General features: G+C 69.2%; 12 protein-coding genes. 8 read left to right on the top strand and 4 right to left on the bottom strand.

What is annotated here, in order from left to right; genetic code table 11:
• Positions 1-134: 134 nt before the first annotated feature.
• Both JFC09_RS08465 and JFC09_RS08460 read left to right on the top strand, forming a co-directional pair.
• Positions 135-1,244, top strand: a complete 1,110-nt coding sequence (locus JFC09_RS08465) for an NAD(P)H-dependent flavin oxidoreductase (RefSeq protein WP_198393517.1) — start codon at positions 135-137, stop codon at positions 1,242-1,244.
• On the top strand, positions 1,241-1,957 hold the full coding sequence (locus JFC09_RS08460; RefSeq protein ID WP_198393516.1) for an SIR2 family NAD-dependent protein deacylase: 717 nt from the start codon (positions 1,241-1,243) through the stop codon (positions 1,955-1,957). Before JFC09_RS08465 ends, JFC09_RS08460 begins: the two co-directional genes overlap by 4 nt.
• Positions 1,958-1,986: 29 nt before the next feature.
• On the opposite strand, the gene JFC09_RS08455 is transcribed toward JFC09_RS08460, so the two are convergent.
• Genes JFC09_RS08455 through betT form a run of 4 tightly spaced genes read right to left on the bottom strand, consistent with a single transcriptional unit; the run spans position 1,987 to position 8,096 of the window.
• A complete protein-coding gene (locus JFC09_RS08455) occupies positions 1,987-2,814 on the bottom strand; it encodes an aldo/keto reductase (RefSeq protein WP_198393515.1) in 828 nt (275 codons plus the stop codon).
• Positions 2,815-2,860: 46 nt separating this feature from the next.
• Entirely contained in the window at positions 2,861-4,432 is a 1,572-nt protein-coding gene (locus JFC09_RS08450) for a GMC family oxidoreductase (protein ID WP_198393514.1), read from the bottom strand.
• Position 4,433: 1 nt separating this feature from the next.
• A complete protein-coding gene (locus JFC09_RS08445) occupies positions 4,434-5,906 on the bottom strand; it encodes an aldehyde dehydrogenase family protein (RefSeq protein WP_198393513.1) in 1,473 nt (490 codons plus the stop codon).
• Between the two features lie 51 nt (positions 5,907-5,957).
• Complete coding sequence (gene betT / locus JFC09_RS08440) at positions 5,958-8,096, bottom strand: choline BCCT transporter BetT (protein WP_198393512.1); 2,139 nt, start codon at positions 8,094-8,096, stop codon at positions 5,958-5,960.
• A gap of 328 nt (positions 8,097-8,424) precedes the next feature.
• Between betT and JFC09_RS08435 the strand changes: the two genes are divergently transcribed.
• Genes JFC09_RS08435 through recN form a run of 6 tightly spaced genes read left to right on the top strand, consistent with a single transcriptional unit; the run spans position 8,425 to position 14,887 of the window.
• Entirely contained in the window at positions 8,425-10,380 is a 1,956-nt protein-coding gene (locus tag JFC09_RS08435; RefSeq protein WP_198393511.1) for a hypothetical protein, read from the top strand.
• Between the two features lie 18 nt (positions 10,381-10,398).
• On the top strand, positions 10,399-11,199 hold the full coding sequence (locus JFC09_RS08430; protein WP_198393510.1) for an HAD-IIA family hydrolase: 801 nt from the start codon (positions 10,399-10,401) through the stop codon (positions 11,197-11,199).
• A complete protein-coding gene (locus JFC09_RS08425) occupies positions 11,196-11,339 on the top strand; it encodes a hypothetical protein (protein WP_198393509.1) in 144 nt (47 codons plus the stop codon). Before JFC09_RS08430 ends, JFC09_RS08425 begins: the two co-directional genes overlap by 4 nt.
• Before the next feature lies 1 nt (position 11,340).
• Positions 11,341-12,252 (top strand): TlyA family RNA methyltransferase, encoded by a 912-nt coding sequence (locus JFC09_RS08420; protein ID WP_198393508.1) that lies wholly within the window; start codon positions 11,341-11,343, stop codon positions 12,250-12,252.
• Positions 12,249-13,175, top strand: coding sequence for an NAD kinase (locus JFC09_RS08415; RefSeq protein ID WP_332839703.1), 927 nt, complete (start codon positions 12,249-12,251; stop codon positions 13,173-13,175). Before JFC09_RS08420 ends, JFC09_RS08415 begins: the two co-directional genes overlap by 4 nt.
• Entirely contained in the window at positions 13,172-14,887 is a 1,716-nt protein-coding gene (gene recN / locus JFC09_RS08410) for a DNA repair protein RecN (RefSeq protein ID WP_198393507.1), read from the top strand. The genes JFC09_RS08415 and recN overlap by 4 nt, the downstream gene beginning before the upstream one ends.
• The last annotated feature ends 5 nt before the right edge of the window (positions 14,888-14,892 follow it).

Raw genomic sequence — 14,892 nt, 5'->3', positions numbered from 1 at the left:
GATGGTACTGCACTCGATAGGGTGTGGGAGAGTAAGACACCGCCGCAATACTTTTGAGATAGGCGTACAGCCGGAGATCGAGCCCAACTCTCTCCGGCTGTACGCTTTTTTCGTGTCTTCAGTACGATGGCGACATGCGATCTTCCGTGCTCGACTCCCTCACCCTCCCCCTGGTCCAGGCGCCGATGGCCGGTGGCCCCGTGACTCCGGTCCTGGCCGCCGCCGTTTCGAACGCCGGTGGGCTTGGGTCACTCGCTGCCGGGTATCTCACCGCGACCGCGACAGAAGACCTGCTGCGGAGCTACAGGACCCTCTCTGATGCCCCTGTCGCCGTGAACGTCTTCGTGCCAGAACACCATCGCGCTGTCGCAGCGGATCTGCAGGCGTATCGGTCGGCGCTCCGGTCATGGGCCGACTCCCAGAGCATCTCCGGCGAGGTCCCCGCCGTCCCCGCGCACAACGATGACGAGTTCGATCAGAAGATCGCAATGCTCTGCCGCTCCCGCCCGGAGCTCGTGACCTTCACGTTCGGCCTGCCCGACAGCGTCACTGTCGCACGGCTGCAGGACGTCGGTGTCACCGTCGGTGTCACCGTGACATCAGAGGAAGAAGCAGTGGCCGCATCCACTAATGGGGCTGATGTGCTCATCGCGCAGGGGATCGAAGCCGGCGGGCACCGCGGTCAGTTCGACCAATCCGCTGCGCCGCTCGACATCTCGACTTCCGACCTCGTGCAGAGGCTTGCCGCCCGCACCCGCCTGCCGATCATCGCGGCGGGTGGTATCGACGGCCCAGAGAAGGCGCAGGCCCTCCTGGACTCCGGCGCGATCGCCGTGCAGATCGGCACCCTCTTCCTCACGACTGAGGAGGCGGGTACGAAACCGACACACCGGGCGGCCCTCTTGCACGCCGCGGCCGACGGCGCGTCCACGGTCCTCACCCGCGTTTTCACGGGGCGCCCTGCACGGGCACTGGCCAATCGCTTCACCGCTGCACTCGACGACCGCTCCGTGATCGGTTATCCGCAGGTCCACTTCCTCACCGCAGGGATCCGAGCCGCTGCGGCGGCAGCAGACGACGCGGAACTGCTGAATCTGTGGGCCGGCACTGGTGTCCGAGGATGCAGGCAGGAGTCAGTCTCTGCGCTGCTCGCTCGCTTCTCATCGCTCTCCGTACGCTCTGCCCCACCTGGAGACGCCGCGAGATCCGTGCGTGCGCACGTGGCGGAGGAGGTTTCCCGATGAGCATCGTGTTCCTCACCGGCGCCGGCATCAGCACGGCTGCGGGCATCCCCGACTTCCGGGGGCCGGACGGTGTCTGGACCAAGGATCCCGAAGCGGAGCTCACGTCGACGCTGTCGTGGTACCTGGGGGACGAGGGAGTCCGCCGGAAGGCCTGGCTCATGCGTGCCCACGCGGGGGTGTGGGAGAAGGAGCCCACCCGCGCCCACCGTGCGATCGCGCAGTTCTCTCAGGAGGCTGACGTGGCCGCAGTGATCACACAGAACATCGACGGTCTGCATCAGGCTGCGGGATCCGACCCTGCGCGGGTGCTCGAGGTGCACGGGAACGCACGGACGTGGAAGTGTGAGGACTGCCGGGCCTCCGGGCCGATGGCCGAAGCCGTCGCTCGTGTCCACGCGGGTGAGCCGGACCCGCGGTGCCCGGGATGCGGAGGGATCATCCGCGCGACGACGATCCTCTTCGAGGAGGCGCTCGAAGCGGACGTGATCGATGCGGCTTTCACCGCCGCTGAATCGTGTGAGGTGATGATTGCGGTGGGCACGGGGCTGGGCGTGTATCCCGTCGCCGGTCTCTTCCCCCTCGCGGCGGAGAAGGGTGCGCGCACGATCATCGTCAACGCGGAACCCACCCCGTTCGACCGGCTTGCAGACGAAGTCCTCGCGGGTGACCTTCAGGAGGCGCTGCCCGCGCTGCTCGACGACCTCGCCGGGTAGGCGGATTCGCTCCGCCTACCCGGGAGTCGTCAGAACTCCTCGTAGACCGCCGGGTCGAGGCCCTTGAGGCGGCCGTCGGGCCGACCCAGCGACGAGATCGCGGTGACCTCGTCCTCGGTGAGTGTGACCGCGGTGGCCGCGAGGTTCTCCGCCTGCCTGCGAGGGTTCGCAGATTTGGGCAGAGGCAGGGACCCGCGCGCCGCGTGCCACGCGAGCACCGCCTGTGTCGGCGTGATGCCGTGCGCAGCGGCCACATCGGTGATGACACCCTCCGACAGGAGATCACCCGCGCGTCCGATGGGACTCCATGCCTCGGTGATGATCCCCTTCTCCGCATGGAGTGCGAGTGCTTCCTCCTGCGGGAAGTAGGGATGCAGCTCGATCTGATTCACCACCGGGAGCACACCTGTTGCTTCCTCCAGCGCGTCGAGGTGCTCCGGCAGGAAGTTCGAGACGCCGATGTGACGGACCAGTCCGCGCTCGCGCGCGTCGATGAGGGCCTTCCACGCCTCGACGTACAGACCCTGCGACGGATTCGGCCAGTGGATGAGGAGGAGGTCGATATGACCCAGTCCGGTCCTCAGGACCGACTCCTCGATCGCTGTCCGGGCCGGCTCGGAGCTGTGGTGCCGTCCGGCGAGCTTCGATGTGAAGAGCACCTCCGCGCGGTCGACACCGGACCGGCGGACACCGTCGGCGACCGCCGCCTCGTTCTCGTAGTTGAATGCGGAGTCGACCAGCCGGTAGCCGCCTGCCAGTGCAGCGGCGACCGCGTCGGCCCCCGCCATTCCTCGCAGGTTGTACGTGCCCAGACCGATGGTGGGCAACGTGAGCCCGGAATGTGCTGTGTGCGTCATGGTTTCCTCTCCTGGTGCTTCGACGTCCTTTCCGCGGAGCGCGGGTTCACACGACCTCGCGGTCGGCGGCGATGAGATCAGACGCCTTCTCGCCGATCATCATCGTCGTGATGTTCGGGTTGACGGTCACGATCTCCGGCATGATCGACGCGTCGGCCACGCGCAGACCGGAGACGCCCTTGACGCGCAGCTGCGGACCCAGCGGCGACATCGGATCGTCGACGGGCCCCATCCGCACCGTGCCGACGGGGTGATAGACGGTGTTGTGCGTCTTGAGCACGTACTCGCCGATCTCCTCGTCCGTCTGAGCGTCGATGCCGGGTGACAGCTCCCTGCCCGCCCATTCGGCCATCGCCGGTTGGGCGACGATCTCGCGTGCCAGCCGGATCCCGGCGATCGCTACGCGGAGGTCGTGGCCCTCCGGGTCGGTGAAGTAGCGCGGGTCGACCTTCGGCTTGTCGCGGTAGTCGCGGCTGCGCAGTCGGACGGTCCCGCGGGATCGCGCGCGCGTGACGTTGGGGGTGAGGCAGAACTCCTCGTCGGCGGACGGGTAGCCGTGGCGGGCCGTGTGCATGTCGAACGGCACGTTCCCGTAGTGCATCATGAGGTCCGGCCGGTCCAAGCCGTCCTCGGTGGCGTGGAAGAGCCCGATCTCCCACCACTGCGGGGAGGTCCGCACCATCGGCTTCTTCGACTCCCATCGGATGACGGCCTCGGGGTGGTCCTGCAGGTTCGACCCGACGCCGGGGGAGTCCACACGGACGTCGACGCCCGCCTCGCGGAGGTGGTCGGCGGGACCGATACCGGACAGCATGAGGAGCTTGGGCGAGTCGATCGCCCCTGCGGATACGACCACCTCACGCTTGGCGCCGATCCGGGCGAGGCGCCCGTGCATGTCGGCGACGACGTGGACGCCAGTGGCGCGCAGGTCGTCGTCCAACTCGATCCGGGTCACGTGCGTGTCCGTGAGGATCGTGAGGTTGCTGCGGTCGAGGATCGGATGCAGGTACGACACGGAGGACGATGCGCGTGTGCCGTCGGCCTTCCTGTTGATCTGGAAGAAGCCCGCACCGTTGACGACGGTCGTCCCCGTGTTGAACCGGGAGCGGGGGAGTCCGGCCTGCTCCGCTGCATCGAGCAGGTTGACACCCGACTTGTCATTCGGTGGGACGTTCATGAGTTCGACGGGCCCAGACGTGCCGTGGTGCGGGTCCGGGTCCTCGTTCGTCTCGAGGCGCTGGTACAGCGGGAAGACCGATTCGGCATCCCAGCCCTCGGCGCCGTAGTCGTGTGCCCAGGAATCCAGGTCCTCGCGGGGAGCCCAGAAGGCGATGCACGAGTTGTGGGAGGAGCACCCGCCCAGCACTTTCGCCCGTGCATGTCGCATGAACGAGTTGCCGCGCTCCTGCGGCTCGATCGGATAGTCCCAGTCGTATCCCGTCTCCAGGAGTGCGGGCCAGTCCTCGAGGTTGAGCACCGCCGGGTCGCCGACGTCGGTGGGGCCGGCCTCGAGCAGGCCGACCGTGACCGCGGGGTCCTCGCTCAGGCGGGCCGCGACCGCGGCGCCCGCGCTGCCTCCACCGATGACGACGTAGTCGAATGTCTGCAGGGTGTCCATGTCAGTCCTCCGCGAACCAGTCCGTGACCGCTGGTTCCGTGTTGTGGTAGATGTGCTTCGCCTCGAGGTACTCACCCAGCCCTGTGGGGCCCAGTTCGCGTCCGAACCCGGACTGCTTGAACCCGCCCCATTCGGCCTGCGGCAGGTAGGGACCGAAGTCATTGATCCAGACCGTGCCGTGGCGCAGTCGCGAGGCGATGCGCTGGGACTTGCCCGCGTCCTGTGTCCAGACGGCGCCGGCCAGCCCGTAGATCGTGTCGTTGCCCAGGTTGACGGCCTCGTCCTCGGTCGTGAACGTCTCGACCGTGACGACCGGTCCGAAGCCCTCGTCCTGTACCACGGACATGTCACGGGTGACCTGGTCGATGACCGTCGGGACGTAGTAGAAGCCGCGCTCGAGGTCGCCCTCGCCCCAGTGCCCGCCGCACCGCACGCGAGCCCCTTCGGCGATGCCGGCCTCGACGTACGCGGTCACCTTGTCGCGGTGCTCGGCGGAGATGAGCGGGCCAGTCTGTGCCCGCTCGTCGTACGGTCCTCCCAGCCGGATCTTCTCCGTGCGGCGGACCAGTTCGTCGACGAACTCCTCGGCGATCGACTCCTCCACGATGAGCCGGCTGCCGGCGGAGCAGACGAGACCGGAGTGGATGAACGCTGCGTTGAGCGCGTTGTCGAGGGCCGCGTCCAGGTCCGCATCTGCGAAGATCACGTTCGGGTTCTTCCCGCCCAGTTCGAGCGCCACCTTCTTGACGGTGGCTGCGGCGTTCGCCATGAGCAGCCTGCCCGTGACGACTCCGCCGGTGAACGACACGAGGTCGACATCCGGGTGGGTCGACAGGGGAGCGCCGGCTCCCGCACCCGCCCCGAGGACGAGATTGCCCACACCCGTCGGAAGGCCCGCCTCGTGGAGCACCTCCATGAGGAGGATCGAGGTGTGGGGCGTGAGCTCGGAGGGCTTGAGCACGAAGCTGTTGCCGGCGGCGATGGCCGGCGCGACCTTCCACGCAGTCTGCAGCAGGGGATAGTTCCACGGCGTGATGAGAGCGCAGACCCCCACCGGCTCGTAGACGATGCGGCTGCGCACAGCGGGATCACCGGCGTCGACCACGCGACCCGCCTGGGAGTCGGCGATGCGGCCGAAGTAGTCGAAGCAGTTCGCGATGTCGTCCATGTCCATGCGGGATTCGACGATGCGCTTCCCGGTGTCCGCGGACTCCGCGCGTGCGAAGTCCTCCTTGCGCTCGCGGATGGCGGTCGCGGTGGAGAGGAGCAGTGCGCCCCTCTCTGCGGCGGGGACTGAGGACCAGACACCGGAGTCGAAGGCACGGCGGGCCGCCGCGATCGCGTCATGGGTGTCGGCTTCAGTCGCTTCGTCGACGACCGCGACGAGTTCGCCGTCGGCTGGGCAGCGGATCTCCCGCGTCTGGCCGTCGCGTGCGGACGTCCACACTCCATCGATGTACAGGGTGTTCGGCATGGGCTGAACCTTCTTCCGTGGGTCTCGGGTGCGGGGGGTGGGGCGGGCGGGTCAGAAATCTGCCTGCCAGTCGGGCGTCTCCGCGGCGGCTCCCACTGCGGGGAGCGTGCCGCCTTCGTCCGAGGCGATACGGACGAACTCGAGGTGTGACTCGAAGCGGGTGAGCACATCGGCGATGAGCTGTTCGGGTGTGAAGCCGTAGACGTCGTATCCCTGGGATCCCGCAGCGGAGAACACCTCGAGGCGGAACACGTCTTCTCCCCGGCCACCGTACCCGCCGACGCCGGGTGCGCGCCGGGGGACCGGATACACCTGGTAGTCGAACTGCTGCTCTCCGTCGAAGCGGACGCAGAGGCTCACCTCGTCGACCTTCATCGACGCGACGGTGCTCTGCGTGATGAGCGCCTCGAAGCCCTTGGCGACGATCTCCGTGTGGACCGCGCTGAGGGCGGGCTCCACCACGGAGGACTGGAACCGCTGGGCCTGAGACGCGGACGGGAGCGCGGTCATCCTCGCGAGCCTCTGGCGCCAGCTCAGTGCACCACCGGAGGCGAGCCCGGCGGGGAACGCGGCCAGCCGACCCTCGCGCTGGTGTCCTTCGACGCGCAGCGCCTTCCAGAGGGAGATCATGACGAGGTAGAGGACGATGCTGAAGGGGAGGCCGATGATGACCGTGGCGGCCTGCAGTGTGGTCACTCCGCCGACGATGAGCATGGCCATCGTGAGCACACCGGTGGCGACGGACCAGAAGATGCGGACGCTCTTCGCGCCGTCTTCGCGGGGGTCGTCGATGATCGAGGTGAAGTTCGACAGGACGAGCGCGCCGGAATCGGCGGACGTCACGTAGAACAGGATGCCGACGACGGTCGCCAGTCCGATGACGAACAGGGTGCCGGGATACAGCGACAGCAGGTCGTAGAAGCCCTGCTCCGGGACGTTCATCGCGATGTCGCCGAACTCCGTGTTGCCGGCGCGGACGAAGTCGAGGGCGCTGTTGCCGAAGATCGAGATGAAGATGACGATGAAGGCGAGTGGGACGATGAGGACGCCCGCGACGAACTGCCGGATGGTGCGTCCGCGGGAGATGCGGGCGAGGAAGAGGCTGACGAACGGTGCCCAGGCGATCCACCACGCCCAGAAGAACAGCGTCCATGCCGACATCCATTCGTCAGGCTGCTCCCAGGCGAACGTGTTGAGGGTCATCTCTGGGAAGCGCGCGATGAAGTCCCCGATGTTCATGACGAGCGCGTCGAGCAGGAACCTCGTCTTCCCCGCGATGAGCACGTAGCCGAGCAGGACGATCGCCAGCAGCACGTTGAGCTCCGACAGGCGGCGGATGCCCTTCTCCACGCCGGACATGGTCGACAGCGTCGCGAGCGCGACGGCGAAGACGATGAGCCCGATCTGCGCGCCCGTGCCCTGGGGGATGCCGAACATGAGGTAGAGGCCGTAGTTGAGCTGGACGACGCCGATGCCCAGGCTCGTCGCGATCCCGAACACCGTGCCGAGCACCGCGGCGACGTCCACCGTGTCACCCAGCCATCCCTGGATCCTGCGGCCCAGGAGCGGCTGGAGCAGCGTCCGGATCGACAGGGGCATGTTGCGGCGGTAGGCGAAGTACCCGAAGGCCATCCCCATGAGTGCGTACATCGCCCAGCCGGTGACGCCGTAGTGGAACAGGGTCCACACGATCCCCTGGCGGGCGGCTTCGACTGTCTCGCCCGCTCCGGCGGGCGGCGCCAGGTACTGCGTGACGGGCTCCGAGACGGAGAAGAACATGAGGTCGATGCCGATGCCGGCCGCGAACAGCATCGAGGTCCACGTGAAGAGGTTGTAGGTGGGACGCGAATGGTCGGGACCCAGCCGGATCTCACCGGACTTCGACAGGGCGATGACGAGCACGAAGACGACCATGAGCGTCGCGGTGAGGATGTAGTACCACCCGAAGTTCGCAGACACCCAGGCGACAGCGGCATTGATGACGGAATCCGCGTTCTCCGGGATGATGATCGCCCACGCAGCCACCGCGACGATGGCGAGACCGGAGGCGATGAACACCCGCCAGTTGATCCGTGCCCGGGACGCGGTGTGGTGCTCGCCCTCCGGGTCGGGGGTGCGAGGAGCGGCGTCCACCGCAGAGCCTGTCGGTGCGTCGCCCTTCCGTGGATCTGCTGGCGGCTGGCCTCTCATATACGACGTCCTTCCTCAGGGGTCCGGCCGCAGAGGGTCCGGGGGTTCGAATGCGAATCGACGGTAGCAGAGCTGGTGGCGGGCCTGTGCGGCATGAGAACGGTCACATGTGCACGCGCTGTCGGGAGTGTCGTCACCGCCATTGGGGGTGCTCACGGCATGGATGCGCCCCGGACGCCGCATGGGTCCGGAAGGGAGCCCTGCGAACTCCGGCTCTCCGGGCGCTGACGGGCGCGGGGCTAGAATGGACCTGATGTTCGGCCCGGTCAGACGGAGCCAGGGCGCTGCACCGCGGCGCGGAACTGAATAGTGACGACCGAGGATGGCGATGGCTGAGGCAGACGAGACGAACGACCGCGCGCGCAAGGACGATCGGCGGGGCGGGGCCCGGCGGGGCGACGGCCGACGCGGACCGCAGCAGCGGGACAACCGTGGCCGTGAGGATCGCGGCCGGGACGACCGCAGCGGCCGAGGCCGCGACGATCGCGGTCGCAGTGAAGACCGTCGCGGTGACGGTCGCCGTGACGACAGGACCCGCGCATGGAACGACAGGGCACGCGGTCGTGATGACCGTGGCGGGAGGGACGACCGTCCAGCACGCAGCCGCTGGGACGACCGCGAGGGCGGTCGCTCGGCTGCAGGCGGCAGACCGACCGGGGGATCGCAGCGCGACGGTGCGCGGCGGTACTCCCCACGCGACGACCGACGTGAGGACGACCGACGCCAGGATGGTCGCGGTCCCCGTTCCGGCGGAGGCCCGCGCAGTGGCGGTGGTCCCCGCGCTGGCGGGGAGCGCAGCGACAGGGGTGGGCGCCATGAGGGCCGCCCGTGGGAGGACCGCGGCCCGCGCCGTGATGGCGGACGCCGCGGTGAGTCGGGTGAGGGCCGCCCGTGGGAGAACCGGGGGCCGCGTGGCGACCGCAGGTCGGATGACCGGCGCCGTGACGGTCGTGACGACCGCGGCAGGAACAGCCATCGGGGTGAAGATCGACGGAAGTCGGGATTCTCCGGACGCGGGAGGACGGACGACCGCCGCGGGCCCAGGGACCGCGGGGACGACCGCACACGTCTCCCACAGGGCCCTCCCATTCCCGAAGGCATCACCGGTCGGGAACTGCCGCAGGAGATCAGGTCCCAGCTCCGGCCCCTGTCGAAGGAGAACGCCGACCTCGTCGCTCAGCACCTCGTCGCTGCGAGCGAACTGATCGGTGTCGATCCCGAGGCGGCCCACGCCCACGCGCAGACGGCCGCCGCTCGCGGCAGCCGGGTGGCCGGCGTGCGCGAAGCCGCCGGCATCATCGCGTACCACCTGGGCCAGTACGCGGAGTCGCTGCGCGAATTGCGGACCCACCGCCGGATCTCCGGATCGGACGACAACCTGCCCCTCATCGCGGACGCCGAACGCGGACGCGGCCGACCGCAGAAGGCGCTCGAGGTCTTCGCAGAAGCGTCGGAGGAGAAACTGGGGCATGACCTCTACACCGAACTGCTCATGGTCGCCGCCGGCGCACACATGGACAAGGGGGAGGTGAAGGAGGCGCGCGCGCTCCTGGAGACCCGGAACTTCGCGGGCAACGCCAACGGCACGCTCGTCCGTCTGCTGTCTGTGTATTCCGACGTCATCCGCATGCAGGGCGACGAGGAGCTCGCAGGTCGGTACGAAGAGCTCGCCCGTCGCACAGCCAAGGCGACGGGGACGCTGTACGGCGACGAGGAGATCGACCCCAACGCGAACGTCGAGATCGTCACGCTCGAAGAGCTCGAACTGCCGGAGGTGCCGGAGACCGACGGCGAGTCCACGGACGATGCCGTCGGAGAATCCGATTCGGGGACTTCCGCCGTGGATGCGGAGGTCGAATCCGGCGCAGAGACGACCGGCGGCGACGCACCGACCGCCGTCGACGTCGTGGAGCCATCAGGGTCAGGTGAGTCGGCCTCGTCTGAGGGGCAGACTGTGTCCACGGGTCAGGCAGAGCCCGAGGAGTCGGCAGAGGCCCAGGAGCAGGCGGCACACGGAGAGCAGGCGGTGTCCGACGACGCGGCGATGCGGGCGGTCGACAGGGAGTTCGACCCGGAGATCGTCGACGAGCTCGAGGAGATACTCGCGGACGCGGAAGCCGCAGATGCCGCGAAGAAGCCTGCCGATGAGACCCCTGCCGAGAAGGCCCGAGCCGCGGAGCCCCCGACCTCGCCTGCTCAGGGCAAGACTGACCAGAACGACAGTGGGGCTGGCGACGACCCTGATGACTACGAGGAGCTCACAGAGCCCCTCTTCGACCTCTGAGAAGGACATGGTGCGCTGATGATCGACTTCGACGGCCTGCTGCTCGACCTCGACGGGTGCGTGTATACGGGACGGACCGCTGTCCCCGGAGCCGCTGATGCGCTGCGCGCACTCGCAGCGGCTGATGTGCCCGTCGTGTTCCTCACGAACAACGCGTCCCGCTCCGCAGCGGACGTGGCAGCGCACATCAGCTCGTTCGGTGTCGACGCGCACCCCGACCAGGTCCTCACGTCCGCGATCGTCGCCGCACGTGAGGTCGCGGACTCGGTGCCGGCCGGTGCGCCCGTGCTCGTCGTCGGATCCGCAGCGCTCGCGGAGCAGATCGAGGATGCCGGCCTGCGCGTCGTCGGCTCCGCGGACGACGACCCGATCGCCGTTGTCCAAGGGCATTCCCCGGACACCGGCTGGCGGCAGCTCGCAGAGGCGAGTCGCGCCGTGCGGTCCGGTGCACAGTGGTGGGCGACCAACCTCGACCGCACGTTCCCCACGGAGCTCGGCGAGCTGCCGGGCAACGGCGCGTTCGTGAGGGTGGTCGCGGAAACCACCGGCGCGTCCCCCCGCGTCGCCGGGAAGCCGTCGCGGTCGATGATGGACTCCGGAGTGCGCGCGCTGGGATCCACTCGCCCCCTCATGGTGGGCGACAGGCTGGAGACGGACATCGCCGGTGCGCGGAGTGCCGGGATCACAGCGGCACTCGTCCTCACCGGAGTCCACAGTGAAGCGGACGCGCTCGCCGCACCGTTGGACCAGCGACCCGATTTCCTCCTGGACGACCTCACCGCCCTGCTGCCCGGCGGCGCACCGCGGAGGCTCTCATGACCGTCGTCCCCGGTGGCGGTGTGCCGGTCCGCGAATGGGAGACGGCGCTCGCGGAACTCGAGCGGCTCGAGCCCGACGAGCGCGCCGTCCGTGCGCAGGACCTCCTCACGCGCCTCGAAGACGCACTCGAGGCGCTCTGACGTGCCCTCCGGCCGCGTCCGCACGGCGGGCAGACTCGACACCGTCCTCACGGAGCTGGGCCTCGTGTCGTCACGCAACCGCGCTGCGCGGGAGATCCGTGCGGCCCGCGTGACCGTGGATGGCGCAACGGTCACCCGCCCGTCCACACCGGTCCCCCCGGGAACAATGGTCGAGGTCGCGCAGCCCGAACGGTGGGTCGCCCGCAGCGCCCACAAGCTCCTGGGGGCGCTCGAAGACTTGGGCCTCACCTCTGTCGCGCAGGACGCCGTCTGCCTGGACGCGGGTGCCTCCACCGGAGGATTCACCCAGGTGCTCCTGGACCACGGTGCCGCCGCGGTCCACGCGGTCGATGTGGGTCACGACCAGCTGGTGGAGCGGATCGCGGAGGACCCCAGGGTCCACGACCTGCCCGGCACGAACGTGCGCACACTCACCCGCGCCCAGCTCATGAGCTCCTCGCTGTCGCCGTTCCACCCCGACGGCACCGTTGACCTCGTCGTCGCGGACCTCTCCTTCATCTCGCTCACACTCGTGGTCGACGCCCTCCTGGGAGTCGCACGCGACGGCGCGCCGCTCCTGCTCATGGTGAAGCCCCAGTTCGAACTCGACCGCGCGGCACTCGACAAGCACGGCGTCGTCACCGACCCCGCCGATCGGGATCGTGCCCTCATCCGTGTCACGCACGCGCTCGCCGCAGCCGGTGCCCGTGTGCGGACGACGATGCAGTCCCGACTGCCGGGACCCGCGGGGAACCTCGAGCACTTCGTACTCGCGGAGGCCGTCGCGGTGAACGCGCCTGCCTCTGCGAAAGCGGCTCGCCGGGCGGTAGCATCGGCTACCGTGGAGCGCGGCACCCCACCCACCTGCGGTGCCGCCCCTGTCCCTGCACCCGCGTCGGAGGATGACCCGTGACACGACGGATGATGATCGACCTCCACCCACGCCGCGAGAACGCGCGGAAGGCCGCAGAGGTCGTCTGCGCGTCGCTGGGGGAGAACAGCATCGTGCCGGTGATGTCGCGATCCGCGCACGACGTGCTCACGTCCTACGGGGACGCGAAGCCCAACGGGATCGAGATCGTCGACGACCACGCGCTGTCGGAAGCAGCGGAGGACTGTGAGCTCATCATCGTACTGGGCGGCGACGGGACGATCCTGCGTGCGGCCGAGCGCTTCCACCGCCTGGGCGTCCCCGTCATGGGGGTGAACCTGGGCCACGTGGGTTTCCTCGCGGAGAGCGAATCCGCGGACATGGAGGAGACGGTCCGTCGACTCGTCGATCGTGACTACGATGTCGAGCACCGCATGGCGCTCGACATCACCGTCCGCGTCGACGGCGAGGTCGTCCACCGGGCGTGGGCCCTCAACGAGGCGACCGTGGAGAAGGGCCCCGGGGCCCAGATGATCGAGCTGAGCATCGGCATCGACGACCGCCCGGTGTCCACGTTCGGCTGCGACGGAGCCATCCTCGCCACCCCCACCGGCTCCACTGCCTACGCGTTCTCCGCGGGCGGGCCCATCGTCTGGCCGGACGTCGAAGCACTCCTCATGGTCCCCATCAGTGCGCACGCACTGTTCGCGGAGCCGCTCGTCACGGCCCCGTCGTCCGTCATCGCCGTCGAGTACCTGGCGCGGCACCCCGACGAGACGGCCGTGCTCTGGTGCGACGGTCGCGAAGAGCGGACGCTGCCCAGCGGAGCGCACATCGAAGCGTGCCGGTCGGCGCAGCCGCTCACTCTCGCGCGGATGGAACGGGGACCGTTCACCGACAGGCTCGTCCGGAAGTTCAAGCTGCCGGTCGACGGGTGGAGGGGGCCGGCGGGGGAGGCGTCATGATCTCCTCCATCGGCATCGAGAACCTGGGCGTCATCACATCGGCCCACATCGACCTCGGCCCCGGCCTCACCGCGGTGACGGGTGAGACGGGCGCGGGCAAGACCATGTTCGTCACGGCCCTCGATCTGCTCACGGGTGCGCGTGCGGACGTGTCCGCAGTGCGCCGCGACGCGGATCGGGCCGTCATCGAAGGAGTGTTCTCCCTGCCCGCGGACCGCACCGCGGCGGCGGAGAGGATCATCGAGGCCGGTGGCGAGGTCGAGGACGACGCCGTGCTCACGCGGATCCTGCCGCGCGAAGGGCGCGCCCGGGCCACCGCCGGCGGCCGCACCGTCCCGTCGGGAGTCCTCAAGGACGTGGGCGAGGAGCTCGTGAGCATGCACGGACAGTCCGAGCAGCTCACGCTGCGCGGGCAGGCTCAGCAGCGCGCACTGCTCGATGCGCTGACCGGTGACGAAGGCGCGGCCGCCCGCGCCGCGTACACCGCCGCGTTCACGGAGCACCGCAGACTCACAGAGGAGCATCGACGGCTCGACGCGACACGTTCGGAGCGGGCGGCACGGATGGACTACCTCCGCACCGCACTGGAGGCGATCGACACCGTGCGGCCCAACCCCGGCGAGGACCATGAGCTCTCCGCGCTGGCGGCCCGCCTGGGCGCAGCGGAGGAGCTGCAGCAGTCCGCGGGGCGGGCACACGACCTCATCATGGGCAGCGACTGGGACGACGCCGTGAGCGCGACGGCCCTCGTCGCGCAGGCGTCCGACGCACTGAGCCGCGCCGCAGACGTCGACACGACCCTCGCGGACGCCGTCCGCTCACTGGAGGACGTCGCAGTCCGCATGGCCGACGCAGGAGCGGACCTCTCGTCGTACCTCGCGGGGTTCGGCGACGACGAGGGGATGTCCCTCGACGAGGCGGAGGCCCGCCGCGCCGAGCTCTCGTCGCTCAGCGCCTACGGCGAGGACCTCGCCGCCGTGCTGGAGTTCGAGGAGCAGGCCGGCGGTGAGCTGCTCGAACTCGAGAACTCGGAGGCGAGCCTGGGTGACATGGAGGCGACCGTGGCGGCAGCCGAAGAGCGACTCGACGAAGCCGCGGCCGCGCTGCGGGACGTCCGCACACGCACCGGCGAGGCGTTCTCGCAGTCCGTGGGCGAAGAGCTCGCGGCGCTCGCGATGCCCCACGCCTCCCTGCGGTTCGCGGTGACGGAGGCGGAACCCGCCGCGCACGGGGCCGACGACGTGCGCCTGCTCTTCACCTCCCACGCCGCAGCAGATCCGACGGACATCGGCAAGTCCGCATCCGGCGGCGAACTCTCCCGCGTCATGCTCGCGATCGAAGTGGTGCGTGCGAGGACCGAATCGTTCCCCACGTTCGTCTTCGACGAGGTCGACGCCGGGGTGGGAGGCACCGCCGCCGTCGAGATCGGGAGGCGACTCGCCCGACTCGCCACCCATTCACAGGTCATCGTCGTCACACATCTGCCGCAGGTCGCCGCGTGGGCGGACCACCACCTCGTCGTCCGGAAGACCGACGAGGGCACCGGCGCGGTGTCGGGCGTGCGGGAGCTGGGCGGGGAAGACCGCACCGAGGAGCTCGCACGGATGCTCGCCGGTGTCGCCGACTCCGCCTCCGCGCGCGCACACGCAGAGGAGCTCCTGGACGACGCGGAAGCAGCGAAGACCGGATTCCGGGCGGAGCGGGTGGGATGATGGCC

The organism is Brevibacterium yomogidense, from assembly GCF_016107685.1.
Lineage (GTDB): Bacteria > Actinomycetota > Actinomycetes > Actinomycetales > Brevibacteriaceae > Brevibacterium > Brevibacterium yomogidense.
This window is presented reverse-complemented; position numbering and strand designations above follow the sequence as displayed.